This is a genomic window from Paenibacillus lycopersici (assembly GCF_010119935.1).
Lineage (GTDB): Bacteria > Bacillota > Bacilli > Paenibacillales > Paenibacillaceae > Paenibacillus_Z > Paenibacillus_Z lycopersici.
Genome location: NZ_CP048209.1, coordinates 5,765,295 through 5,787,822, shown reverse-complemented (window position 1 = coordinate 5,787,822; position 22,528 = coordinate 5,765,295). Strand labels below are relative to the sequence as shown.

The 22,528-nt window shown below is 58.1% G+C and carries 24 protein-coding genes; 21 read left to right on the top strand and 3 right to left on the bottom strand.

Annotated elements, in window-relative coordinates; all coding sequences use genetic code 11:
* The first annotated feature begins 212 nt into the window (after positions 1-212).
* The 7 genes from GXP70_RS25480 to GXP70_RS25450 all read left to right on the top strand — a co-directional run bounded on the left by GXP70_RS25480 (position 213) and on the right by GXP70_RS25450 (position 9,356).
* Positions 213-1,319: a Gfo/Idh/MocA family protein gene (locus GXP70_RS25480; protein WP_162359406.1), complete on the top strand. Its 1,107-nt coding sequence runs from the start codon at positions 213-215 to the stop codon at positions 1,317-1,319.
* 1,472 nt (positions 1,320-2,791) lie between these two features.
* A complete protein-coding gene (locus GXP70_RS25475; protein ID WP_162359405.1) occupies positions 2,792-3,544 on the top strand; it encodes a sugar phosphate isomerase/epimerase family protein in 753 nt (250 codons plus the stop codon).
* The gene (locus GXP70_RS25470; RefSeq protein WP_162359404.1) at positions 3,541-4,617 is read left to right on the top strand and encodes an oxidoreductase; all 1,077 of its coding nucleotides are present in this window, start codon (positions 3,541-3,543) and stop codon (positions 4,615-4,617) included. Before GXP70_RS25475 ends, GXP70_RS25470 begins: the two co-directional genes overlap by 4 nt.
* Positions 4,618-4,857: 240 nt before the next feature.
* Entirely contained in the window at positions 4,858-5,694 is an 837-nt protein-coding gene (locus tag GXP70_RS25465; RefSeq protein WP_162359403.1) for a sugar phosphate isomerase/epimerase family protein, read from the top strand.
* A 257-nt stretch (positions 5,695-5,951) separates the two neighbouring features.
* Positions 5,952-6,902, top strand: coding sequence for a carbohydrate ABC transporter permease (locus tag GXP70_RS25460; protein ID WP_162359402.1), 951 nt, complete (start codon positions 5,952-5,954; stop codon positions 6,900-6,902).
* The gene (locus GXP70_RS25455; RefSeq protein ID WP_404822291.1) at positions 6,899-7,744 is read left to right on the top strand and encodes a carbohydrate ABC transporter permease; all 846 of its coding nucleotides are present in this window, start codon (positions 6,899-6,901) and stop codon (positions 7,742-7,744) included. Before GXP70_RS25460 ends, GXP70_RS25455 begins: the two co-directional genes overlap by 4 nt.
* 145 nt (positions 7,745-7,889) lie before the next feature.
* Entirely contained in the window at positions 7,890-9,356 is a 1,467-nt protein-coding gene (locus GXP70_RS25450) for an ABC transporter substrate-binding protein (RefSeq protein ID WP_162359401.1), read from the top strand.
* Between the two features lie 174 nt (positions 9,357-9,530).
* On the opposite strand, the gene GXP70_RS25445 is transcribed toward GXP70_RS25450, so the two are convergent.
* Positions 9,531-9,872: a helix-turn-helix domain-containing protein gene (locus GXP70_RS25445; RefSeq protein ID WP_162359400.1), complete on the bottom strand. Its 342-nt coding sequence runs from the start codon at positions 9,870-9,872 to the stop codon at positions 9,531-9,533.
* A 240-nt stretch (positions 9,873-10,112) separates the two neighbouring features.
* Here GXP70_RS25445 and GXP70_RS25440 point away from each other — a divergent pair, with 240 nt between their 5' ends.
* The 11 genes from GXP70_RS25440 (at position 10,113) to GXP70_RS30380 (ending at position 16,596) form a co-directional block, all read left to right on the top strand.
* Positions 10,113-10,496: a LytTR family DNA-binding domain-containing protein gene (locus GXP70_RS25440; protein WP_162359399.1), complete on the top strand. Its 384-nt coding sequence runs from the start codon at positions 10,113-10,115 to the stop codon at positions 10,494-10,496.
* A 100-nt stretch (positions 10,497-10,596) separates the two neighbouring features.
* Positions 10,597-11,271 carry a hypothetical protein gene (locus GXP70_RS25435; RefSeq protein WP_162359398.1) on the top strand — a complete coding sequence of 225 codons (675 nt, stop codon included), beginning with the start codon at positions 10,597-10,599 and terminating at the stop codon, positions 11,269-11,271.
* The gene (locus tag GXP70_RS25430; RefSeq protein ID WP_162359397.1) at positions 11,255-11,731 is read left to right on the top strand and encodes an accessory gene regulator B family protein; all 477 of its coding nucleotides are present in this window, start codon (positions 11,255-11,257) and stop codon (positions 11,729-11,731) included. Before GXP70_RS25435 ends, GXP70_RS25430 begins: the two co-directional genes overlap by 17 nt.
* A gap of 6 nt (positions 11,732-11,737) precedes the next feature.
* Positions 11,738-11,869 carry a hypothetical protein gene (locus GXP70_RS30120; protein ID WP_263864047.1) on the top strand — a complete coding sequence of 44 codons (132 nt, stop codon included), beginning with the start codon at positions 11,738-11,740 and terminating at the stop codon, positions 11,867-11,869.
* A 13-nt stretch (positions 11,870-11,882) separates the two neighbouring features.
* Positions 11,883-12,260 carry a LytTR family transcriptional regulator DNA-binding domain-containing protein gene (locus GXP70_RS25425; protein ID WP_162359396.1) on the top strand — a complete coding sequence of 126 codons (378 nt, stop codon included), beginning with the start codon at positions 11,883-11,885 and terminating at the stop codon, positions 12,258-12,260.
* 201 nt (positions 12,261-12,461) lie between these two features.
* Entirely contained in the window at positions 12,462-12,866 is a 405-nt protein-coding gene (locus tag GXP70_RS25420; protein ID WP_162359395.1) for a LytTR family transcriptional regulator DNA-binding domain-containing protein, read from the top strand.
* A gap of 167 nt (positions 12,867-13,033) precedes the next feature.
* The gene (locus GXP70_RS25415; protein ID WP_162359394.1) at positions 13,034-14,074 is read left to right on the top strand and encodes a dienelactone hydrolase family protein; all 1,041 of its coding nucleotides are present in this window, start codon (positions 13,034-13,036) and stop codon (positions 14,072-14,074) included.
* Positions 14,061-14,420 carry a VOC family protein gene (locus tag GXP70_RS25410; protein ID WP_162359393.1) on the top strand — a complete coding sequence of 120 codons (360 nt, stop codon included), beginning with the start codon at positions 14,061-14,063 and terminating at the stop codon, positions 14,418-14,420. Before GXP70_RS25415 ends, GXP70_RS25410 begins: the two co-directional genes overlap by 14 nt.
* Before the next feature lie 33 nt (positions 14,421-14,453).
* Positions 14,454-15,281 carry a phosphodiester glycosidase family protein gene (locus GXP70_RS25405; RefSeq protein WP_162359392.1) on the top strand — a complete coding sequence of 276 codons (828 nt, stop codon included), beginning with the start codon at positions 14,454-14,456 and terminating at the stop codon, positions 15,279-15,281.
* A 199-nt stretch (positions 15,282-15,480) separates the two neighbouring features.
* Entirely contained in the window at positions 15,481-16,341 is an 861-nt protein-coding gene (locus GXP70_RS25400) for a phytanoyl-CoA dioxygenase family protein (protein WP_162359391.1), read from the top strand.
* Positions 16,342-16,398: 57 nt separating this feature from the next.
* Positions 16,399-16,596, top strand: coding sequence for an NUDIX hydrolase (locus tag GXP70_RS30380; protein ID WP_404822290.1), 198 nt, complete (start codon positions 16,399-16,401; stop codon positions 16,594-16,596).
* Here GXP70_RS30380 and GXP70_RS25395 read toward each other — a convergent pair.
* Entirely contained in the window at positions 16,541-17,398 is an 858-nt protein-coding gene (locus tag GXP70_RS25395) for an AraC family transcriptional regulator (protein ID WP_162359390.1), read from the bottom strand. The genes GXP70_RS30380 and GXP70_RS25395 overlap by 56 nt on opposite strands.
* Before the next feature lie 188 nt (positions 17,399-17,586).
* Here GXP70_RS25395 and uxaC point away from each other — a divergent pair, with 188 nt between their 5' ends.
* The 3 genes from uxaC (at position 17,587) to GXP70_RS25380 (ending at position 20,340) form a co-directional block, all read left to right on the top strand.
* The gene (gene uxaC / locus GXP70_RS25390; protein WP_162359389.1) at positions 17,587-18,996 is read left to right on the top strand and encodes a glucuronate isomerase; all 1,410 of its coding nucleotides are present in this window, start codon (positions 17,587-17,589) and stop codon (positions 18,994-18,996) included.
* Positions 18,997-19,427: 431 nt separating this feature from the next.
* Positions 19,428-19,712 (top strand): autorepressor SdpR family transcription factor, encoded by a 285-nt coding sequence (locus tag GXP70_RS25385; RefSeq protein ID WP_162359388.1) that lies wholly within the window; start codon positions 19,428-19,430, stop codon positions 19,710-19,712.
* Positions 19,702-20,340, top strand: coding sequence for an SdpI family protein (locus tag GXP70_RS25380; RefSeq protein WP_162359387.1), 639 nt, complete (start codon positions 19,702-19,704; stop codon positions 20,338-20,340). Before GXP70_RS25385 ends, GXP70_RS25380 begins: the two co-directional genes overlap by 11 nt.
* 369 nt (positions 20,341-20,709) lie before the next feature.
* Here the strand turns inward: GXP70_RS25380 and GXP70_RS25375 are convergent, their stop codons facing one another.
* The gene (locus GXP70_RS25375) at positions 20,710-21,873 is read right to left on the bottom strand and encodes an MFS transporter (RefSeq protein WP_162359386.1); all 1,164 of its coding nucleotides are present in this window, start codon (positions 21,871-21,873) and stop codon (positions 20,710-20,712) included.
* Positions 21,874-22,528 lie beyond the last annotated feature (655 nt).

Here is a 22,528-nt window from a genome sequence, read left to right as displayed (position 1 = left end):
GTTTTTTGCGTGATTAGGCAGGGTCAGGAAGGGGAACGGATGGCGATGGTTGATTGCCTGTCCATAAGCCGGAAGAGATGGCTGATGGATGCCAATGGTTGACGGCCGGCGCAGAATGCCGGGAGAGGACGCGAGTAATTTTCCGGCGGAGGAGGATTCCGCGCGCGAAGGATGAATTGTTAATACGAGTACGCAGATGAAAGGTGAGTGTCATGCAAAAGACGAAAATCGGCATTATTGGATGCGGCATGATCAGCGGTATTTACCTGGAAAACTGTACGAAAACCTTCGGCATCCTGGAAGTGGCCGCCGTCGCGGATCTCGTGCCCGAGCTGGCCCGGAAGCGCGCGGAGGAATTCGGCATTCCGAAGGCTTGCACGCCGGAAGAGCTGCTGGCCGATCCCGAGATTGAAATCGTCGTGAACTTGACGGCGCCGCAGGCGCACGCGGAAGTGAACCTGCAGATCCTGCAGGCCGGCAAGCATGTCTATGCGGAGAAGCCATTCGCGCTCAACCGGGCGGACGCGGATCGCGTCCTGGCGCTGGCGAAGGAGAAGGGGCTGCGCATCGGCAGCGCGCCGGACACGTTCTTCGGCGCAGGCTTGCAGACGAGCCGGAAAATCATCGACGACGGCTGGATCGGCACGCCGTATGCGGCAAGCGGCTTGATTCTGATGGGCAACGCGACCGATTCGACGCGTCCGAACATCGACAGCTTCCTCCAGTTCGGCTGGGATCCGTTGTTCGATATGACGCCCTATTATTTAACCGCTTTCATCCACCTGCTCGGACCGGTCACAAGCGTCAGCGGATCGGCCGGCAACGTGCGCACCGAGCATAAGGTGACCAATCCGTTCTCGCCGCGATACGGGGATACCATACCGATCGGCGCGCCGCTGCACGTGTCGGCGATGCTCGAGTTCGAGAACGGCGCGACGGCCAGCCTGCAGGCGGCCAAAGAAAGCTTCGGCTATACGCCGCGCCTCGAAGTTTACGGGACGGAAGGCATCCTGCACGTACCGGATCCGAATATGTTCGACGGCGCGGTTACGATCGTGCAGCGGAACGGGAAGACGGCGTCGTTCCCGTATTCGCATGATTTCGCGGCGAACAGCCGGGGTGTCGGCATCGCCGACATGGCGTACGCGATCCGCTCGGGCCGGAAGCACCGCGCCAGCGGCGAGCTCGCCAGCCACGTGCTGGATATCCAGCTCGGCATTCTCGAATCGTCCAAGGAAGGCCGGCATATCCCGATCCAGGCGCAATGCGAGCAGCCGGCCCCGCTGCCGCTGGGCTTGAAGTACAACACGTTGGATTAAGGCGAATGCTGCGTTTTCCGACGGAGGTCGGGAAATGAAGCATTCGACCGGCTACGGTAGATAGGCTCGGTGAATGGTTTCTGTTCCCTGTCGAAGGACAGGGAATGAAGCATTCGCCTGTTACGGGAGCATGGGCTCGGCGTATGGTTTCTGTTCACTGTCGGAAGGCAGGGAATGAAGCATTCACCAGCGTCGGAAGCATAGGCTGGGCGTATGGTTTGCGTTCACTGTCGGAAGACAGGGAATGAAGCATTCGCCAGCGTCGGTAGCTTAGGCTTGGTGAATGGTTTGCGTAAGGCGATTGGTTTGCGGCTCCCGACGAAGGTCGGGAACTGCAGGATTCGCCAGCAATGGAAGCATAGGCTTGGCGATTGGTTTGTGTTCACTGCCGAAAGACAAGAGTACAGCATTCACCTGCTCACTGTCGGTGGACTGGGAATACAGCATTCAACTGTTACGAAAGCATAGACTCCCAAGAATTTTAACGAATCGTAAGCATCCTATTCGCCTCTATTGCTTTCCCGGAGAACAGTAACGAATCTGAGACGGCTTATTTTGGGGGAAATGCCCCTCAAGTGAAGCTGAAACGCTCAATAACGTCTCTAGGATTCGTTACGATTCAGAAAGTCGGCAATAGAAGTAAATAGCGTTAACTCGGTTCATTAGCGTCGGCGGTTTGCGGCCAGAAGCCGGCTTGTTTCATTAGCGTTGACGGTTTACGGCCAGAAGCCGGCTCGTTTCATTAGCGTCGACGGTTTACAGCTAGATGCCGACTTGTTTCAGTAGCGTTGACGGTTTACGGCCAGAAGCCGGCTCGTTTCATTAGCGTCGACGGTTTACAGCTAGATGCCGACTTGTTTCATCAGCGTCGGCGATTTGCGGCCAGAAGCCGGCTTGTTTCAGTAGCGTTGGCGGTTTGCGTCCAGAAGCCGGCTTGTTTCATTAGCGTCGACGGTTTACGACTAGAAGCCGGCTTGTTACATTAGCATCGACGGTTTACAGCCAGAAGCCGGCTTGTTTCAGTAGCGTTGGCGGTTTACGGCCAGAAGCCGGCTTGTTTCAGTAGCGTTGGCGGTTTGCGGCCAGAAGCCGGCTTGTTTCAGTAGCGTTGACGGTTTACGGCCAGAAGCCGGCTCGTTTCAGTAGCGTCGGCGGTTTACGGCCAGAAGCCGCGGCTTGTTTCATTAGCGTCGACGGTTTACGGCCAGAAGCCGGCTTGCTTCAGTAGCGTCGACGGTTTGCGGCCAGAAGCCGGCTTGTTTCAGTAGCGTTGACGGTTTACGGCCAGAAGCCGGCTTGTTTCAGTAGCGTCGACAGATTACGGCTAGAAGCCGGCTTGCGGTCTTCAACTGCGGGGGATGCAGCAGGCATTCGCCTGCACCAAGCGCATACGCTTGGTGCCCCTACAATGCCAAAGCCCCTACAATGCCAGCGCCCCACACAACCCCAAATTGAGAAAGGTGGAAGAACGAATGAAATTTCCGATTGCGCTTCAACCCTATACGATTCGCGAAGAACTGAAACAGGATTTCCTCGGCAGCTTTACGAAAGTAGCCGAAATCGGCTATCAGGCCGTCGAAGCGGGACCGCCGCCGGAGGGCGTGACGATCGAGGAGATGAAAGCCCATTTCGACCGGATCGGCCTGCAGGTAGTCGGCTGCCACGCAGGGCTGGAGCAGCTCGAGAACGACTTGGACAAGCTGGCCGAATTCCTGAAGCTGTTCGGCGCGCGCTATGTCGCGCTGTCCTACCGGTTCGATTCCCGCGAGGCCGTGCTGGAAGCGGCACGCGCGTTCAACGCCGTAGGCGCGGCCTGCCGCGAGCGGGGGCTCCAGTTCCTCTACCACAATCACGATTGGGAATTCCGGCAGTTCGACGGCGAGTCCGCGCTCGATATTCTGCTCGGCGCGACCGATCCCGAGCTGGTGAAGCTGGAGCTGGACGTCTACTGGGCGCAGAAGGGCGGCGTCGATCCGGCGGCGTACCTGCGCAAGCTGAAAGGCCGCTGCCCGCTGCTGCACGTGAAAGACATGGAGCCGGGCGACGAGCGGTTCTTCGCGGAGGTCGGAGAAGGCGTGCTCGATTTCGCGGCGATTCTCGCCGTCGCCGAGGAAATCGGCACCGAATGGCTCGTGGTCGAGCAGGATGCCTGCCGCCGTTCGCCGTTCGAAAGCATTGCGATCAGCTACAATAACTTGAGCAAGATGGGGGTCGTTGCCCAATGAGCAAGACGCTCAAGGTCGGCCTGATCGGATACGGCTTCGCGGGCAGCGTGTTCCATGCGCCGGTCATCACGTCGGTTCCGGGCCTTGCGCTGACCAAGGTCGTCGAACGCCGGAGCGACAAGTCCAAGGAACGGTATCCATGGGTGGAAGTCGTGAAGAGCGCGGAGGAGCTGTACGCGGACGAGACGATCGATCTCGTCGTGGTGACGACGCCGAGCACGGATCATTACGACTTCGTCAAGGACGCGCTCCTAGCCGGCAAGCATGTCGTCGTCGAGAAGCCGTTCACGCCGTCCTCCGCCGAGGCGGACGAGCTGATCGCGCTCGCGAAGAAGCAGGGCAAAGTGCTGACCGTCTTCCACAACCGCCGCTTCGACGGCGATTTCCTGACGATCTGCGAGCTGCTGCGCCAGGAGCTGCTCGGCGACGTAATGGAAGCCGAGTTCCACTGGGACGGCTTCGCGCCGGTGCTGAAATCGACCAACTGGCGCGAGGGCAGCGAGCCGGGCACGGGCGTCTGGTATGACCTGGGCGTCCATCTCCTGGATCAGGCGCTCAGGCTGTTCGGAGTCCCGGCGACGATTGCCGCCGATATACGGAAGCAGCGCGGCGGCGAGGCCCATGACTATTTCGACGTGACGCTCGGCTACGGCACCGGGCTGAAGGTGCGCCTGAAGTCGTCCAAGTTCGTCCGCGAATCGTTCCCGCGCTATGCCTTACACGGTGCGAAAGGCTCGTTCGTCAAGTACGGCATCGACCCGCAGGAAGCGGCGCTGATCGCGGGCGCGCAGCCGTCGGCCGTGCGCAATTGGGGCAAGGAGCCGAAGGAACTGTGGGGCAAGATCAACACCTCTCTCGGCGGACTGCGCGCGGAAGGCGTCATCGAGACGATTCCGGGCTCCTACGTGGATTATTACCGGAACGTCATGGAACATATCAACGGACAGGCGGAGCTGGAAGTGAAGCCGGAAGAAGCCAGACTGGCGATTCAATTGATCGAGCTGGCGCTGCAGAGCAGCAAGGAAGGCCGGGCGCTGCCGGTCACGTTCGCCGAAACGGCGCCGATCGCATAAGGGCAGCAGGCAAGCATAGCAGCAAGGAAGGCCGGGCGCTGCCGGTCACGTTCGCCGAAACGGCGCCGATCGCATAAGGGCAGCAGGCAAGCATAGCAGCCTAAAGCCATAGCAGCCTAAAGCCATAGCAGCATGAAGCCAAACCAACCTAAAGCCATAGCAACATAGGCATAGCAGCCTAGTCATAGCAACGTTGCCTTATCACCATAGCATCGCTAATCAGCAAAGGAGAGAATATCCATGTTTCCATTTCAAACCTCGCTCAACGCATCGACGCTGTTCCCGTTCAAGCTGAACGTATTGGAACAAGTGCGCATCGCCGCGGAAGCGGGCTATAACGGCATTGAATTATGGGTGAGCGAAATCGAGCAGTATTTGCAGCAGGGCGGTTCCACTGGCGAATTGCGCGCTAGCCTGGAGCAGTCGGGCGTCGTGCTCGCGAACGCGATCGCGTTCTTCAAGTGGTCGGATCGCGACGAGGCCGTGCGCGAGGCGGGCTTCGCGCAAGCCGAGCGCGAGATGCGCATGCTGGCGGAGATCGGCTGCGTCGCCGTGGCCGCGCCGCCGTTCGGCGACGTGGCGGACGTGCCGCTGGCCGAGATGGCGCAGCACTACGCGCGCCTGTCGGAGCTTGGCAAACGCATCGGGATCGACGTGTACCTGGAGTTCTGGGGACGCGCGAGCAACCTGTCGCGGATCGACCAAGCGCTCGTCGTGAAGCGCGAGAGCGGCGTCGCCGGAGCGAAGCTGCTGCTTGATCCGTTCCATATGTACACCGGCGGCAGCTCCCTGGAGGACTTGAAGCAGGTGGACGGCGGCAGCATCGGCATCTTCCACGTGAACGATTACCCGGCCGAGCCGGCGCAAGCGGTCATTACCGACGCGGACCGCGTCTTCCCGGGCGAAGGCGTCGCGCCGACGTCGGCAATCGCTCAGCAACTGTACGATTCGGGCTACCGCGGCTTCCTGTCGCTGGAGCTGTTCATCGCCGATTTCGGCGGCATGACGGCGGAAGAAGTCGCGGCGAAAGGGCTTGCCGACTTGAAGCGAGCCTACGACGTGCAGGCGGCCGGGTAACGGAAGCAAGCTTCATATTCCCGCGTGCTCAATCGGCGCCAGCCGCAAGCGAACCGCGGCGTCAACCGTAAATAAACCGCACTGCCAGCCGCAATTCGCTGTAATCGGAGGTCGATCCCGTCGGATCGGCCTCTTTGCGCTTCTCGATTATTCCATACGTATCGCTAATCCATACAATTTCTTCATGTTCTGAAAACATATCGTTAACAGGGCAAGCTTATCCTACCTATGGAAATTATAGGAGAGGATGTCTGTTCATGAATACGACGGAAGCGGGGCTGGCGGCGCGGCGGCGCGCGGTCGGCCGGACGCGGCAGGCCAAGCCGTTCCTTTCGACCGCTGGGAAAGACAATTTCACGGGGTACCTGTTCATGGCGCCGTCGCTCGCGCTGTTCGCGGTATTCCTGTTCTATCCGCTCTTGAAATCGCTGTACCTGAGTCTTTGCCTGACCGACCCGCGGGGCCGGGTGGCGGCGTTCGTCGGACTGGATAACTTCACGTCGCTGTTTCGCGCCGAGGCGTTCTGGAACAGCTTGCTGGTCACGATCAAATTCACCGCGTTCACTGTACCGCCCGGGTTGTTCGCGGCCTTGCTGCTCGCGGCATTGACGCATGGCAGCCTGCGCGGCATGCGGCTGTTCCGGTTCGTCTTCTCGCTGCCGACGGCGCTGTCCGTCAGCACGTCGTCCGTCATCTGGATGATGCTGTTCCATCCGACGACGGGCACCTTGAATTATTTTCTGACGCGCCTGGGACTGGATCCCGTGCAGTGGCTGACCGATCCGGCTTGGGCGCTGGTCTCGGTGTCGATCATGACCGTCTGGATGAATATCGGCTTCCAATATATCGTGCTGCTGAGCGGCTTGCAGGGCATCGCTGACGATATATTCGACAGCGCGCGCATCGACGGCTCCGGCCCGTTCCGTACGTTCTTCCAGATCATCATGCCGCTGCTGTCGCCGACGCTCTTCTTCTTGTCGGTCGTCTCGATCATGGGCGCGTTCCAGTCGTTCGGACAGATCAATATTTTGACCAAAGGCGGGCCTGCCGGCTCGACGGAAGTCTTCGTCTATTCGATCTACAAGGAAGCGTTCGTCAATTATCAATTCGGAACGGGCAGCGCGTACGCCCTGGTGCTGTTCGCCATCATCATGCTGCTGACATTCCTGCAGTTCCGATTCGCCGAGAGGAAGGTGCATTACCATTGACGACGAATCGGCTGGGGCCGTACGGCCGAACGATCGGCCGGATCGCGCTGTACGCGGCGCTTGCGGCAGCGGCGCTCGCCGTGCTGTATCCGCTCGCGTACACGGCGCTCGCCTCGTTCATGACGCCTGACGAATCGGCGCAATATCCGCCGAAAATGTTTCCGTCGCATCTCTACTTCGGCAGCTTCCGCGAGGTGCTCGAGCTCGTGCCGCTGCAGACGTTCCTGATGAACAGCTTCATTATATCGATTGCCATCATGGTCGGTCAGGGTGTTACAGCCGCGATGGCGGCATACGCTTTCGTCTACGTGCCGTTTCGCGGCAGGGCATTCTGGTTCGCGGTATTCGTGTCCACGATGATGATCCCGTGGGAAGTGACGGTCATTCCGAACTACCTGACGGTCAAATCATGGGGATGGCTCGATACCTACCAGGGCATGATCGTGCCGTTCGTCGCTTCCGGCTTCGGCGTATTCCTGCTGCGGCAATTCTTCCTTCAGCTGCCGCGGGAATTGTTCGAAGCGGCGCGCATCGACGGATGCGGGCATGTCCGCCATTGGGCGCTGATCGTGCTGCCGCTCTCCCGTCCCGCGCTCGCGTCGCTTGGGGTCTACGCGTTCCTGAACGCCTGGAACATGTACCTGTGGCCACTGCTCGTGACGAACTCCGACGCCAAGCGGACGGTCCAGATCGGCATCAGCATGCTGCAGTTTCAAGAAGTGACGGTATGGAATCTGGTATTGGCGGGCGTTATGCTCGTCCTGCTGCCGTCGCTGCTGCTGCTCGCCCTGGGACTGAAGCAGCTTGTCCGCGGCTTGACCGCGGGAGCGGTGAAAGGCTAAGGCGGCCATGCGGCCAGTTCATTTCCAAGCGGGGGAATCGTCTTCGGACGTGCATCCATATAGGAGGAAGCCGTCGCCGCAATCGGGGCGGCGGAGAAGTTCTTCCAACCGAAATCATATTATACAGTGGGAGTGAGAGAAGAGAATGACGAAGAAGGCTTGGAGGCAGCACGCGGGTTTGCCGCTGGCGCTGGCAGGATTGACGTTCATGCTGGCCGCTTGCGGCAGCGACGCGGCTAACGGAGGGAACGACGCGAACAAGCAGGCGGCGAACGCGGCTGCGACGAACGGCACGGCGCCGGCGAACGACGCGGCAGCGGGCACGGAAGCCGGGGCGGCGAACAACAAGGGAGCGGCCGCGAACACCGAACAAAGCAAGGAACCGGTCAAAGTAGTCTGGTGGCATTCGATGAGCGGCGAGCTGGGCAAAGCGGTCACGCAGCTCGTAGCCGATTTCAATGCGTCGCATCCCGACATCAAGGTCGAAGAGGCTTACCAAGGCACGTATGACGACAGCCTGAACAAGCTGAAAGCTTCCATGGATTCCAAGTCCGGGCCGACGCTCATCCAGGTATACGAGATCGGCTCCAAATTCATGATCGACTCCAAGGCCATCACGCCGGTGCAGGATTTCATCGATGCGGACAATTACGACATTTCCAGCCTGGAAGAAAACATCCTCGGCTACTATACGTTCAACGGCAAGCTGTATTCCATGCCGTTCAACACGTCTAACCCGATTCTGTATTACAACAAAGACATGTTCAAGGCGGCAGGCCTCGATCCCGAGAAGCCGCCGGCCACGTTCGAGGAAGTGAAGAACGACGCGAAAGCGTTGACGAAGGACGGCAAGACGGGCGCTTCGTTCGCCATCTACGGCTGGTTCATGGAGCAGCTGTTCGCCAACCAGGGCGCGGACTACCTCAACAACGGCAACGGCAGGTCCGACGCGGCTTCGGAGTCGCTGGTCAACAGCGATACGGGCGTGAAGACGCTGACGTGGTGGAAGGATCTCGTCGACAGCAAGGTGGCGCTGAACCTGGGACGCAAGACGGACGACACGAAGAAGGCGTTCCTGGCCGGTCAAATCGGCATGACGCTCGACTCGACGGCGGGACTGCGCGGTTACGTCGACGGCGCCAAGGGCAAGTTCGAAGTCGGCACGGCGTTCCTGCCGAAGCCGGACGGCGCGCAGGACGGCGGCGTGGTCGTCGGAGGCGCGAGCAACTGGATCATGAACAACAAGCCGGCCGAAGAGCAGAAGGCGGCATGGGAATTTATCAAGTACCTGGCACAGCCGGACATTCAAGCGAAGTGGCATATCAATACCGGCTACTTCCCGATCACGAAGAAAGCCTACGACGAGCAGATCGTCAAAGACAACATGGCGGCCTACCCGCAGTTCAAGACGGCCGTCGACCAGCTGCACGCGACGAAGCTGAGCACCGCCACGCAAGGCGCCGTCATGGGCGTCTTCCCCGAGGCGCGCCAGATCGTCGAGAGCGCGATCGAATCCGCGTTCGGCGGAACGGATCCGAAGAAGGCGCTGGACGGCGCGGCCAAGGACATCACGGCGAAGATCGATACGTACAACAAGACAACGACGAAATAATAACGATTATGCAAGTGCGACGAAGCAATCGCGATGAAGTCAAAAAAACCGGGAAACCCTTGCGGGCTCCCGGTTTTCTTATGGTTAGAGAGACGCTCGTGAGCTGCGCTGGCGGGAATGCGGACGCCGGACGATTCCGCTTGCCGGACCTGACCGTGCGTCATAACATGCATCCTAAGACTGGGCATGGATATCGTCCAGATGCGCAAACATCATTTTCAAGATATCGAGCGCCATCTGTCTCTCCTTCGGGGTTCGATCCGTCATGATTTGCCTGATCTGGTTCATGAATTGCTCGTCTTCGACCTGAATCGAGTCATGCAGCAAGTAATCGACCGTGACGCCTAGCTTGTTCGTCAATTTCACAAGGGTATCGAGCGTGAGCGATCGTTGTCCTCTCTCGATTTGACCGATATAGGCATCGGAGACGTCGATCTTCTCCGCCAGTTTTTCCTGGGTCAGATTTAATTTCTGCCGTTCCGCGCGCAGACGCTTGCCTAGCAAGACATAGTCCATCTGATAGCCCCCTTTCTTAATTAACAGTAGTTAATGTGAAGGCGTATGATAATGAACTATTTGTTTGAAATGTATTTACTGACAGTTAGTAAAAGGGTATAATTGTCATAAATGGATAGACGTTCGGCATGTGCTTAAGTTTGTCCTGAACGCCGGCTGCTTATGCTGGCGTGCCGGTCGAATATGCTGCCGGTTATCGAAGGACCGAACACAGAACATGCCGATAAGAAGGGGAGCCTTATGGGGAGAACGGTTTATTGTATCCGAATCGAGCCGGTCGACGGCGAAGTGGTCTGCAGGAATATCGATATCATCAACGAGGTTTTATATATGGGAGTAACGCCGAAGGGCTCGAAGCGATACAAAGCGGGCATTCCGATGTTCGTCACGAGGGACGGGACGTACCTGCAGCTGGACACCATCGAGAAGTACCAGCAGGTCCTCGAGCCGCATGGGTTCGATCTGCTCCATCCTTCTTGCCTGGTCAACGTCAATCTGATCGATCGCATCGAATTGAGCATGAACGGCAATGCCGCCTATTTCGTAGATGGAGGAGATATGTTCGTCCCTGTGTCGCGGAACAAAACGGCCGAATACAGGCATTTGATTTCCATAGGGCCGTAGAGTAGAAAAACACTAGGATCATATTCATTTTCTGTAGTAATTTGTCAATTTTTCCTGTACTATTTGATTTAACAGATGTTGTTAGAGAGGACGACTTTGTTTGGACGTAATCATCTATTTACTGCTTGATTGCTTAGATACAATGGCAATTGTCTTCTTGATGATGTCGGTTTTTCAATACCCGATTAAAGAGTATGGCAAAGAAATTTCTATTATTTGCGGATTGCTGGCTGCCATCTCTTATATCATTCGAGAAGTTATTCATTTTGCTGCCATCGATCCAGTAGTACATATCGTTCTGTTGATTATTTGCCTTCGCTACATTGTGAAAATCAAATGGCATCGATCCATTATCATTGCGGCGGTAGGCATTGCAGGCTATTTTGCCGTTCAAGCGATTGTTAGCGTGATTTTTAGTCATTTGGGCTGGCTCTCTTCAGTGGGGCTTTCCGAAACAAGCTCCAGTGAAGTGCGGCTCGTTCAACTATCATCCCAGTGCAGCGCTTTTTTCATAGCTGTCCTCATTCATAAATATGACTTGGGCAAAACAAAGTTCATTCGCCCGCCTCACGATTTCTACATCACTATTAAACTGAATGAAGAGCAGATTAGGATGTTCTCCGTTTCCGTGTTATCCCTTGTACTGTTGAGCATAACTTCGTACTCCTTCGTTTTTAGCTTCAGTGTAATTGCGTTTTCAGTGCTTGCGACTGTACTATGCCTTGCAATTACATATTTGACGTATAGGAGAGAGAAGATTGGGAGTCGTTCTTAAGACAGCCGGTGTCATAGCGGAGTGGATGAAGAAGAGCAACGATGAAATAACGAGCAGCGTCGAGCGTCTGACAGCCTTAGTAGCGATTCATCTTAATAATTACGGCGCTATTTCAACGGTTCTGCTTGTTGGAGCGTTTACCGGGAAGTTCATCCCGACATGCATTGGCTTGGTTTGCTTTATTTTGCTGCGGATTCATACCGGCGGTTTTCATTTCAAAAGCCTTGATCATTGTTTTATATTTTCGACATGCTTGCTGTCGTTCATACCGCATATTCATTTGAACGATGAAACCATAATCGTCTTGAATATCTTTTCCGCCGCTTTAATCTATCGGTATTCCGAGCGAAAGATTGCATTGCCCGTCATTGCCGTCCTGTTAAATTGCTTTGTTTTAATGCCGGTTATCGCGCTATCGTTCCTGGCGCAGTCCGGTACGCTAATTAAACGAAGGGGGTGAAAAACAATGAAGAATATGAAGCGGATGATCGCTAAACAGCTGTCGAAAATGGTTGAACCAAAAGCGAGCAAAACGGATAAAATCACTCCATTTAAATGGCTGGCTGGATCGGTAACAATTCCAAATGACAAGAAATAAGGAATGCAATCGAATGAAAGCATCCAGTTATTGCATTAACATCGATACGGTGAACGGTCAGATCGAATACCGGAATATTGATTTAGTAGAGGACATTCTCTATATGGAGGTAACGCCTCGCCACGGGGACTTGCCTCCAGGTATTCCGTTGTTCCATACGGCCTTCGGAAGGTACCTGCTGCTCTATAATTTGGATCATTATGTGAAGGCGCTCAGAGCGCAGGGGTTTGACCTGTTTACATCCTCGTTCTTAGTGAACACGAACAAAGTCGACCGTATCGTCGTTACTCCGCACGGGAACATCGCGTATTTCAAAGATGCGCCGGAACACGCCGTCTATATTTCGAAGAGCAAAACAAAAGAATATCGTCATTTAATAAAAAGAGACTAATTCTCCCGTCTTGCGGATGATTAGTCTCTATTACTTCCATAAATAACTAACCGTACCATTTCACGGGACGAGGTTCAATATAAACGGAGCATGTTGCATTGCTGTCTCCATAGACGTCATTCGACAAATTCCGGTAGTGCCGCATGTTACGATAACATAACCGCAACGCCTCGCGAAGAACAAGATAAAGTAGGGGAGCACATGCCAATAACGGTTTATGGCGTCAAAATAGAGCCGGTCAATGGTGAAGTGGTCTGCAGAGACATCGATATCTTAAACGAAGTGCTATACATGGGCGTCACGCCGAAAGGCTCGAAACGATACAAGCCGGGGATCCCGATGTTCGTTACCAGGGACGGCACGTATCTGCAGCTGGATAACATGGAGAAGTACCAACAGATGCTCCTGCCGTACGGGTTCGATTTGCTGCATCCCTCCTGTCTGGTCAATGTCAATTTGATCGATTGCATTCAATTGAGCATCAACGGCAACATCGCCCTGTTCAAAGGCGGAGGGGACATATCGGTTTCGGTATCGCGATCGAAAACGGCCGAGTACCGGCATTTGATCGCATCAGGGTCTTTGAATCCCTTAAAGGGCTTCTGAGGCCCTTTTTCGCATGGACTGGAATGGCCGGCTTGCCGGTCATTGTTTTTGATTTTATAACGCATTGATTTTGCCATAATGGGAGGAGTTCGGCGGGCGGTCTCGAAAAGGGTTCAGAGCACGATGAACACGAATGGCCATCACTATTCCATGGGAGGAATCGAAATATGCGGAATCCGGATCATTATTTGCAGCATCTCTATGACAGCGTGAAGCCTGCCGAAGGCTTCGAGGCGCGGACGCCGGAAGAATGGCAAGCATGGCGCGCCCGGCTGAAGGAACAGTTCGTGCGCCTGCTCGGCGTACCCGAAGGGCGGCAGGAGCTGGCGCCCGTACTGCTGGAGTCCGTCGATTGCGGCAGCTATACACGCGAACGCATCGCCATCTCGACCTTCGGGCCGCTGACGATGCCGGCGTACGTCCTGATTCCGAAGACGTACGACCGGGAGCGCGGCGCGGTCATTGCCATTCATGGCCACGGCTACGGCAGCCGCGACCTTGTCGGCTTGAATCCGGACGGCTCGGAGAAGACCGGGGACGATCCGGGGTACCAGCGGAATTTCGCGCTCGAGCTCGTTCGGCGCGGGCATCTGACGATCGTGCCCGAGCTGCTCGGCTTCGGCGACCGCAGGCTGGCGGAGGATGCGGAGAAAGGGGATTCCTGCTACCGGCTGTCCACGAACCTGCTCATGATGGGGCAGACGATGGCCGGCCACCGCGTGTTCGAGACGCTCCGCTGCGTGGATTATGTCCTCTCTCGCGGCGATGCGGCGCCGGATCGGATCGGCTGCATGGGCATTTCCGGCGGAGGCTTGGTTTCCGCGTTCGCCGCGGCCATCGACGAACGGCTTGCGGCAGCCGTTGTCAGCGGGTATGCCAATACGTTTCAAGCGAGTATTCTCTCCGTCCACCACTGCATCGACAATTTCATTCCCGGCCTGTCGCAGCTTGCGGAATTGCCGGATTTGCTCGGTCTGATCGCGCCGCGGCCGCTGCTGATTGAAGCGGGCACGGAGGATCCGATCTTCCCGGTGGCTGCGGCCGACGAGGCGCATGACAAGCTGCGCGCGATCTATCGCCAGTCGAATGCCGAAACGCTGCTCGCGTACGACCGCTTCGAAGGCGACCATCAAATTTCGGGCAAGCTGGCATTCGACTGGTTCGCCGGCATCTGGCCTACCCGCGAGGTACAGCATGAACGCGCTTAAGCTGCGGCCGTTCGTGCCGTCCGGCGCGGATTACGCGCTCGCGCAGCGGTTCTTCGAGGAGCTCGGCTTCGAGAAGCGTTACGCCGATGCGTCGCTCAGCGTGTTCAGGCTGGGCGAGCAGGAGTTCTACTTGCAGAATTATGACAATCAGGCGTTCCAGGAGCAGTATATGCTGGAGCTGGCCGTCGATGATCTGGACGGCTGGTGGGCGCGCATCGAAGCGATGGCGCGGAGCGAGGCGTACCCCATGAAGGCGAAGGAGCCGACGCTCTTCCCGTGGGGCAAACGCGAGGTGCATCTGATCGATCCGGCCGGGGTGTGCTGGCATCTGTCCGAAACGCCGTAAGTCAACCACATGCATGCGTAAGAGGTAGGAGAAATGGATAATCAATCATCAACGACGACGAAGCAAAAATCAGCGCTCCTCCTGCCCATCGTTTGCGGCGGACTGGCATTGGTCTTCGTGCTGGGCGCGGTATTGTTTCTGCTCGTCCGGCCGTTCGGCTCGAGCCAGCCGAAGGACGAGGAGCTGGACATGCCGCATGATTACGTCTACGGACAGGCCGAAGCCGCGAACGGGATGAAGCTGCACTACATGATCACGCGGCCGGACAACGTCCGTCCGGTGTCGATCCACGCCAACGTGGCGGCCGGGCCGTTCTACGGCGTGAACGGCGGGTTCTTCTACCAGGACGCGCTGCTCAGCATCGCGGAAGCGGACGGCCTGCCCGTCAATGCGGCGCCGGGCGTCTACGGATCGGGCGAACTGAACGCCAAGTACGCCCGGGGTACGCTCGTCTGGGACGGCGCCGCGAACCGGCTGAGCGTGCAGACCGTCAGCCGTTCGGCGGAGCTGCGCGTCACGGACCGCGCGCATTACTGGGCGCAGGGCGGCATCAGCATGAGCCTTGGCCGGGACGATGCGTGGCGGGGGCAGGCCGAAGCGGAGCAGGCGCCGAATATCGATGACGCCCGGCTTCGCACGGCGGCCGTCTACGATGCCGAGGGCAAGCTTTATTTGGTCGTGAGCACGACGAAGGGCACGCTGGCCGAATTCCGCGCCGCGATTATCGAGCGAATCGGAGCGGGCAAGCTCGCCGGCGGGGTTTTCCTCGACGGGGACGGCTCCTCGCAGCTGCGCAGCCGGGAAGTCCGCTTGGTGGGCGACGGCAGGCCGGTCGTGCAGATGCTGCGTCTATTGCAATAGCGGAAGCATCGGCGGGGCACGGCTGAATGAGACTGCCGCCGACTCCAGCCGTATAGGGGACAAGCGCAAAGCATGAGAAGATGGGGTTGGATCCCCGGTCGTATAAGAGGCAAAGCGGGCGAAATGAGAAGCGGCAGAAGCAATTGGCCGAAGCAATTGGCAGGACAAAACCAAAAATTGCAAATCGGAGGGATGCGGCATGGCGGCAATCACGAAGGAGCAGGTGGCGTTTTTTCGCCGGAACGGCTACGTCAAATTGGAAGGCATCGTGCCGAAAGCGAATTGCGACAAGGTGATCGAGGCGATCTGGGCCTGTCTCGGCAAGGACGGATCCGACCCGGACAACTGGTATGATCCGCCGCAGGGCGTGATGAACCGGGACGGCATGGTCGAGCTGTATCAGCACCCGTCGATGTGGGACAACCGGCAGCTGCCCGAGGTCTACGATGCGTTCAGCCAACTGCTGAACGAGCGCAAGCTGTGGGTGAGCATCGACCGCGTGAATATGAAGCTGCCGGCGAAGGCGGACAAGCAGCATCTGGACAACAGCTTCATCCATTGGGACACGGACACGAGCAGCCTCCCGTCTCCGATTCCGAAGGGACGCCACTTGCAGGGCGTGCTCTATTTGGCCGATACGGCCCCGAATCAGGGCGGATTTCAATGCGTGCCCTCGATCTACCGGGACCTGGAGCAGTATCTGGAGCGGCAGCCGAAGGATCGCAATCCGCGCGTGCCGGACTTGACGGGCTACGACGTCGAAGTCATTCCCGGGAAAGCCGGCGACCTGGTCATCTGGGACGTGCTGCTGGCGCACGGCAACGGGCATAACCGCAATACGCTGCCGCGTTACGCGCAATATATATCGATGTATCCGGAGCGGAGCGACGAGGAACGGGCGCGCCGCGTCAGACTGTGGCGGGAACGCAGAGGGCCGGAGAATCATCCCGCGTTTCCCGGCGATCCGCGCCGCTGGGAGCAGACGGCGTTCGCGAGCTCGCCCGAACTGACGCCGCTCGGCCGCAAGCTGCTCGGCCTGGATGCTTGGGACGAGGAATGAACGAAGCTCCGGCGCTTCGGAAGCAGGCTGCATGAGCGGGGGGAGCGAGGAGAAGCGATGAAGCGGGTCGATGTTGTGTCCGCCTTGATCCATGACGAGCAAGGCCATATCCTCATCGTACTCGACAAGAAAGGCGAATCCTCCTACTGGAGCCTTCCGGCCGGAGCGGTTGAAGCCGGCGATCCGCTGGACGCGACGCTTACAAACGGTTCAGTTTCCGGTACAGCAGCGGCGTCGTTTCCGTCAGTTTCTTGAACATGCGGTCAAAATGCCCCGCGCTCTCGAAGCCTGTCCGCTCGGCGACGGCGATGATTTTGAGATCCGTCTCGCGCAGCAGCTTCTGCGCCTCGCGGATACGGGTCAGGTTGACGTACTCGATCAGCGTGAACCCCGTCACCGCCTTGAAGGAGCGGCTCAAGTAGTACGGGCTGACGAAGAACCGCTTCGCGAGCTCGGGAAGGGTGAGCTTCGCGGCATAGTTGGCGCCGATGAACGCGGCGATCTCGGTAATTTTCTGATGCAGCGGATTCTGCTGTCCCGGCGATTCCGGGCGTTCGTCGACGGGGTGGCGCGCGGCGAACAGCAGCAGCTCCGCGAGCAGCAGGCGGAGGTACACCTCGCAGCCGGGCCGCTGCTGATCGGCCTCGGCGATCATTTTGCCGAGCAGCTGCTCCGCGAAGACGCGTTCCTGGGCGCTCAGCCTGAACACGCGCGCCTGCTGCGCGAAGGGCGCCAGCAGCAGCGGATCATGCAGCGGATGGCCGGTCCCGAGGAAGCCGTCGCTGAAATTAATGACGATGCGCTCATGCTCCGGGGAGCCGATTTCGGAAGAATTGTGCACGACGCCCTTGCTGACCAGGACGAGGTCGCCCGCCGTCAGCCGCACGGTCCGCCGATCGATGAAATGCACCCGCTCGCCCGACAGCAAATAATAGATTTCATAGGTATGATGAATATGGTTCATCCGCCCGAACGGCTTGGTCCGGTGCACCTGTTGAATGTAGAAGTCGCCGTCCTCGTCGCCGAACGTGAACGGCTCATCCGGTTTCAGCTTCATGCCGCGCCTCCGTCGTTCCTGTAGTCGGGGCCTGCGCCTGAAGGCGGCCGACCCGCTGGTTGAGCTCTATTTTAGCGCAAAATAAGCGAAGACGGAACGGATAAAGGCAAGAAAGGCCGCGAACCCGCGCAAATGTTGCTGTATGCTGGGAATGATCATTTCTGCCAAAGGATGGTGTCCGCTCTATTATGAAAGCGTTTATGGATGACGATTTTATGCTGAACAACGAGACGGCCAAGCAGCTGTACCGCGACTACGCGGCCGATATGCCCATCATCGACTACCACTGCCATCTGAGCCAGCAGGAAATCTACGAGAATCGCCGATTCGCCAATCTGACCGAGGTGTGGCTGTACGGCGATCATTACAAGTGGCGGGCCATGCGCGCGAACGGGGTCGAAGAGAAATACATTACCGGCGGGGAAGGCGTCACCGATTACGAGCGCTTCCTGGCCTATGCCCGCACGGTGCCGATGACGGTCGGCAACCCGCTGTACCACTGGTCGCATCTGGAGCTGCGGCGGCTGTTCGGCATCGAAGAGCTGATCAATGAGCGGAACGCGCCGGTCATCTGGGAGAAGGCGAACGCCAAGCTGCAAGGCAGCGGCTACGCCGTTCAGGACTTCATTCGCGGTTCCCGCGTCGAAGTGGTATGCACGACCGACGATCCCGCGGATTCGCTGGAGCACCACCGGCTGCTTGCGGAGCAAGAGGCGGAGCTGGGCTTCCGCGTGCTGCCTTCCTTCCGGCCGGACAAGGCGCTTGAGATCAACCGCCCCGCTTTCCTCGGCTACTTGGAGAAGCTCGGCGAGGCGGCGGGCCGCAAGCTGGCGAGCTACGACGATTTGCTGCATGCGCTGGAGTCGCGGGCGAAGTTCTTCCATGAAGTCGGCGGACGGGTGTCCGACCATGCGCTCGATTACGTGCCATGGGCGGAGACGACGCACGAGGAGGCGGCTCTCATCTATGAGAAAGCGCTGCTGGGCGAAGGCGTGACGCTGGAAGAGGAGAAGAAGTACAAGACGTATACGCTGCTGTTCCTGGGCCGGCTCTACGCGGAGCTGGGCTGGTCGATGCAGTACCACATCAACGCGCATCGCAGCAACAACGCCCGCCGGCTCGCGCAGCTCGGCGTGGATACCGGCTTCGATTCCATCGGCGACAGCCCGGTGGCCGTGCCGCTCGTCCGCCTGCTGGACCGGCTCGACGCGGACGACCAGCTCCCGCGCACGATCGTCTATTCGCTCAATCCGACGGACAACGACGTGCTGGCGGCGCTCATCGGCAGCTTCCAGGGCGGGGGCATTCCGGGCAAAATCCAGCTCGGCGCCGCGTGGTGGTTCAACGATACGAAGGACGGCATGCTGGCGCAGCTGAAATCGCTCGGCAATATGGGGCTGCTGCCCCGTTTCGTCGGCATGCTGACGGATTCCCGCAGCTTCCTGTCGTATACGCGCCACGAGTATTTCCGCCGCATCTTCTGCAGCCTGCTCGGCGAGTGGGTCGAGCAAGGCGAAACGCCGAACGATCCGGAGCTGCTGCGCGAGATCGTGCAGGGCGTCTGCTATAACAATGCGAAAGCGTATTTCAGATTCTAAAGGATAGCGGCAGAGAGAAGGCATGAAATCCCCTGCGGAGCGGCGCTCTGCAGGGGATTTCTCTCTTTCGGAGGCGGTTGGCTTGAGCGCGGCGGATGACCGGGGTGACTCAGGCTAGGCGTTGGGGCTGCGGGTATGTGGGCCTTGATGGAGCGGCCGGGGAGAGACGCGATTGCCATGATAGAGCGTAGACAAAAGAAGCGATGCCATGATGGAGCGGTGGAGAAGGGCTGCGACTGCCATGACGGAGCGGCCGGGAAAGGCTGCAATTGCCATGATGGAGCGGTAGAGAAGAGAAGCGATGCCATGACGGAAGGCCGAGAAGGGCTGCGACCCATCCGCCGAAACGCCGATTGACATTAGGGGAGCCGAGGGGTACTATGATATTAGATATTTAGATAATTCTCTAATTATCTAAAGGAGTGAATAAAGTGAATGAAGCGTTCAAAGCGTTGGCCGACCCGACGAGGCGGGAAATTTTGCGACTGCTGCGGGAACGGAATATGAGCGCGGGCGAGGTTGCGGACCATTTTCAAATCAGTAAGCCCAGCATCTCGCACCACCTCAATCTACTGAAGCAGGCAGGACTCGTTCTGGATGAGCGGCAGGGGCAAAATATGATTTATTCGCTCCATACGACGGTCGTGGAAGACGTCATCGGTTGGATGTTTCAAATTCTCGGCAAAGAAGGGAAGGCGCATAACGATGAAAAATAAACGCGAAGCGCTTTATCTCCTGCTCGCCTTATCGCCCGCGATCGGCGCATTGCTGCTCTATGACCGGCTGCCGGAGACGATGGCGACGCATTTCGGCGTGCACAATCAAGTGAACGGAACGATGAGCAAGAACGCCGCGATTCTCGTGCTGGCATTGCTCGGCTTGGTGCCGCTGCTGATGCGCATCCGGCGCAGTCTGGATCCGAAGAAGGCGAATTTCGCCAGCTTCACGGCAGCGTTCGAAATCAGCCGCTTCGGCGCGGCGCTGCTGCTTACGGCGGCGGGCTGGGCGATGATCGTTTTCAACCTGGGATACGACATCGACATCCGCAAAATCATCCTGATCGCCGTCGGGCTCTTGTTCGCTGTTATGGGTAATTACATGACGCAGGTTCGGCCGAATTACATGTTCGGCATCCGCACGCCATGGACGCTGGCGAACGAGGAAGTGTGGCGGAAGACGCATCGCATCGGCGGACCCGTGATGATGCTCGGCGGGGTCGTTGCGCTCGCTGCGGCGTTCTTCGAGGGCGACGCTTCGGTCGCGGTCTTCATCGGGGCGATCGTGCTCGCGTCGCTCATTCCGGTCGCATACTCCTATGTAGTATTCGCCCGTCTGAAGCGTTGACGGCGCGAACAAAGACCCTCCAAGCCGGGACTTGGAGGGTCTTTGACGTTGCGGTATGGGATGCGCGGTGTGCCCCGATTCCCGTACAGTTGGTGTCAGTCGCATGATGCGCGGTGTAGGCGCAGCTATTAGTGCAGCTCAGCGCAGTATAGTCAAGTACAAGTACAGTCAAGTAAAGGCAAGTACAAGTAGAAGTAAAGGCGAGTACAGGCAAGTACAGGCAAGTAAAGGCAAGTACAGGCGAGTAAAGGCAAGTACAGGCAAGTACAGGCAAGTACAGGCAAGTACAATCAAGCGGCTTCGTAGGCGGGCAAGATGCTCGGCGGCAGCCGGCGGCGTCTTGCTTCAGGCGGATGCGTGTTGTGCGGTTTAGCCGTTCAGCACGGCCGCCTTTTTGCCTTCCTCGAACTTGAAAACAATCCCGAAGATCACGACGCATACGATGGCCAGCACGGAGTTATACAGGAACATGCTGCGCATGCCGAACCATTCGCTGGCAACGCCGCCGGCCAAGCTGCCGATGATGCGGGCGACGCCCATGGTCAGCAGGCCGTTCAACGTCTGACCGCTGGCTTTGAGCTCGTTCGGCACTTCTTTGTTGATGACGTTGGCGAGCGTGACCGACAGGACGATGAAGATCAGGCCATGCAGCGCCTGCGCGGGCAGCATCCAAGCGGCGCTGTGGATCTGCGAGAACAGAAACCATCGGAGCGCCGCGGCCGTGCCTGCGCCGAGCAGAATATGCCAGGTTTGAACGCGTTGGAACAGCTTGTGCGACAGCAGCAGGAACGGCACTTCGCTCAAGGACGAGATGACCATCGACCAGCCCAGCCAAGCCGCGTCGCCGCCCATGTCTTTGAAGTACAGCGGGAAGAACGCGTAGTAGTAGCCCAGCGTGATCTGGAAGACGAAATTCGCGCCGATGTACAGCATCAGCTTGCGGTTGCGGAACAGCACCCAGACGGACATTTTGCTGCTACGGGCCTGGTGTCCTTCGATGGCGGGAAATCCCAGCACGAGCGCGAAGCTGACCGCGAGCAGGAGCGCGTAGATGATGAACAGCAGGTCGATGCGTTTCTCCGCGACGAGTCCGAAGACGATCGACATGATGGCGAAACCGACCGTTCCCCCGAGCCGAATGAGGCTGAAATTGCCCCGCCCGCGCTTGTCCAGCGCTTCCAGCGTCACCGCGTCGCTGATGGCGAAGATGGACGACTGGAAGAACGTGAAGATGCAGATCAATACGAGCAGGTAGACGAAAGCGTTGGAAACCGGGTAGAACATGACCGACAGTCCGCTGCAGGCGATCAAGACGAGCAAAATGCTGTTTTTCGTTTTGGCGCGGTCGCTGAACAGTCCCCAGACGGGCTGGGCCAGAATGGCGATCAGCGGGCCGAGGCCGAGCAGGGCGCCGATCTGCGATTGCGAAAAGCCGATGTGTTGAAAATAAAGCGGGATGAACGTGCCGTAAACGGCGTTTGCCATGTACAAAAAGACGTAGAAAAACAAGAAATATCCGAGTTTTACTTGCATGCGTACCTTCCTTCGCGCAACTCAACGTTGAATGTATTTATTAAGTAGTTCCTTGCTTGTCGGCAAAATCCTCCCTGCTGGCGATTGAAAAACGGTTCCCCCTGCCTCGCAGGAGGTTGGTGAATGAGATAGAAGGCCTGCCTGGGGGCTGGCCTCCTTGTTGGAGCTTGGCAATTTGGTGCGGGCGCAAGCGCGGGGACGAGGCCGGGCCGCCGAATTGGCGGGAATGCGGGGGTGGAGGCGGTATTGCGTTAGGGAGGTGGCCGTGGCGGCAGGATTTGGGGCGTGGAAGGGGCGTTTGACCCGGAAAAGCTGCCCGTAGGCAGAAATTCGGGTCCGAATACGGTGTCTGAACCGGAAAAGCTGCCCATGGGAAGGAATTCGGGCTCGAAAGCGGCACCTGGTCCGGAAAAGCTGCCATGGGAGCAGGAATTCAGGCTCGTAAGCGGCAGCTGCCCCGTAAAAGTTGCTGTTGCGGCAGGAATGTGGGCCCGGAGGCGGCATCTGGCCCGGAAAAGCTGCCATGGGAGCAGGAATTCAGGCTCGTAAGCGGCAGCTGCCCCGTAAAAGTTGCTGTTGCGGCAGGAATGTGGGCCCGGAGGCGGCATCTAGCCCGGAAAAGCTGCCATGGGAGCAGGAATTCAGGCGCGTAAGC

What these genes read in the sequence shown, in the direction of transcription:
- GXP70_RS25465 (WP_162359403.1), top strand. Translation starts at nt 4,858, where the DNA reads ATGTTTCCATTTCAAACCTCGCTCAACGCATCGACGCTGTTCCCGTTC.
- GXP70_RS25475 (WP_162359405.1), top strand. Translation starts at nt 2,792, where the DNA reads ATGAAATTTCCGATTGCGCTTCAACCCTATACGATTCGCGAAGAACTG.
- GXP70_RS30380 (WP_404822290.1), top strand. Translation starts at nt 16,399, where the DNA reads ATGAAGCGGGTCGATGTTGTGTCCGCCTTGATCCATGACGAGCAAGGC.
- GXP70_RS25425 (WP_162359396.1), top strand. Translation starts at nt 11,883, where the DNA reads ATGAAAGCATCCAGTTATTGCATTAACATCGATACGGTGAACGGTCAG.
- GXP70_RS25445 (WP_162359400.1), bottom strand. Translation starts at nt 9,872, where the DNA reads ATGGACTATGTCTTGCTAGGCAAGCGTCTGCGCGCGGAACGGCAGAAA.
- GXP70_RS25470 (WP_162359404.1), top strand. Translation starts at nt 3,541, where the DNA reads ATGAGCAAGACGCTCAAGGTCGGCCTGATCGGATACGGCTTCGCGGGC.
- GXP70_RS25460 (WP_162359402.1), top strand. Translation starts at nt 5,952, where the DNA reads ATGAATACGACGGAAGCGGGGCTGGCGGCGCGGCGGCGCGCGGTCGGC.
- GXP70_RS30120 (WP_263864047.1), top strand. Translation starts at nt 11,738, where the DNA reads ATGAAGAATATGAAGCGGATGATCGCTAAACAGCTGTCGAAAATGGTT.
- GXP70_RS25375 (WP_162359386.1), bottom strand. Translation starts at nt 21,873, where the DNA reads ATGCAAGTAAAACTCGGATATTTCTTGTTTTTCTACGTCTTTTTGTAC.
- GXP70_RS25380 (WP_162359387.1), top strand. Translation starts at nt 19,702, where the DNA reads ATGAAAAATAAACGCGAAGCGCTTTATCTCCTGCTCGCCTTATCGCCC.
- GXP70_RS25395 (WP_162359390.1), bottom strand. Translation starts at nt 17,398, where the DNA reads ATGAAGCTGAAACCGGATGAGCCGTTCACGTTCGGCGACGAGGACGGC.
- GXP70_RS25405 (WP_162359392.1), top strand. Translation starts at nt 14,454, where the DNA reads ATGGATAATCAATCATCAACGACGACGAAGCAAAAATCAGCGCTCCTC.
- GXP70_RS25480 (WP_162359406.1), top strand. Translation starts at nt 213, where the DNA reads ATGCAAAAGACGAAAATCGGCATTATTGGATGCGGCATGATCAGCGGT.
- GXP70_RS25450 (WP_162359401.1), top strand. Translation starts at nt 7,890, where the DNA reads ATGACGAAGAAGGCTTGGAGGCAGCACGCGGGTTTGCCGCTGGCGCTG.
- GXP70_RS25440 (WP_162359399.1), top strand. Translation starts at nt 10,113, where the DNA reads ATGGGGAGAACGGTTTATTGTATCCGAATCGAGCCGGTCGACGGCGAA.
- uxaC (WP_162359389.1), top strand. Translation starts at nt 17,587, where the DNA reads ATGAAAGCGTTTATGGATGACGATTTTATGCTGAACAACGAGACGGCC.
- GXP70_RS25415 (WP_162359394.1), top strand. Translation starts at nt 13,034, where the DNA reads ATGCGGAATCCGGATCATTATTTGCAGCATCTCTATGACAGCGTGAAG.
- GXP70_RS25400 (WP_162359391.1), top strand. Translation starts at nt 15,481, where the DNA reads ATGGCGGCAATCACGAAGGAGCAGGTGGCGTTTTTTCGCCGGAACGGC.
- GXP70_RS25420 (WP_162359395.1), top strand. Translation starts at nt 12,462, where the DNA reads ATGCCAATAACGGTTTATGGCGTCAAAATAGAGCCGGTCAATGGTGAA.
- GXP70_RS25410 (WP_162359393.1), top strand. Translation starts at nt 14,061, where the DNA reads ATGAACGCGCTTAAGCTGCGGCCGTTCGTGCCGTCCGGCGCGGATTAC.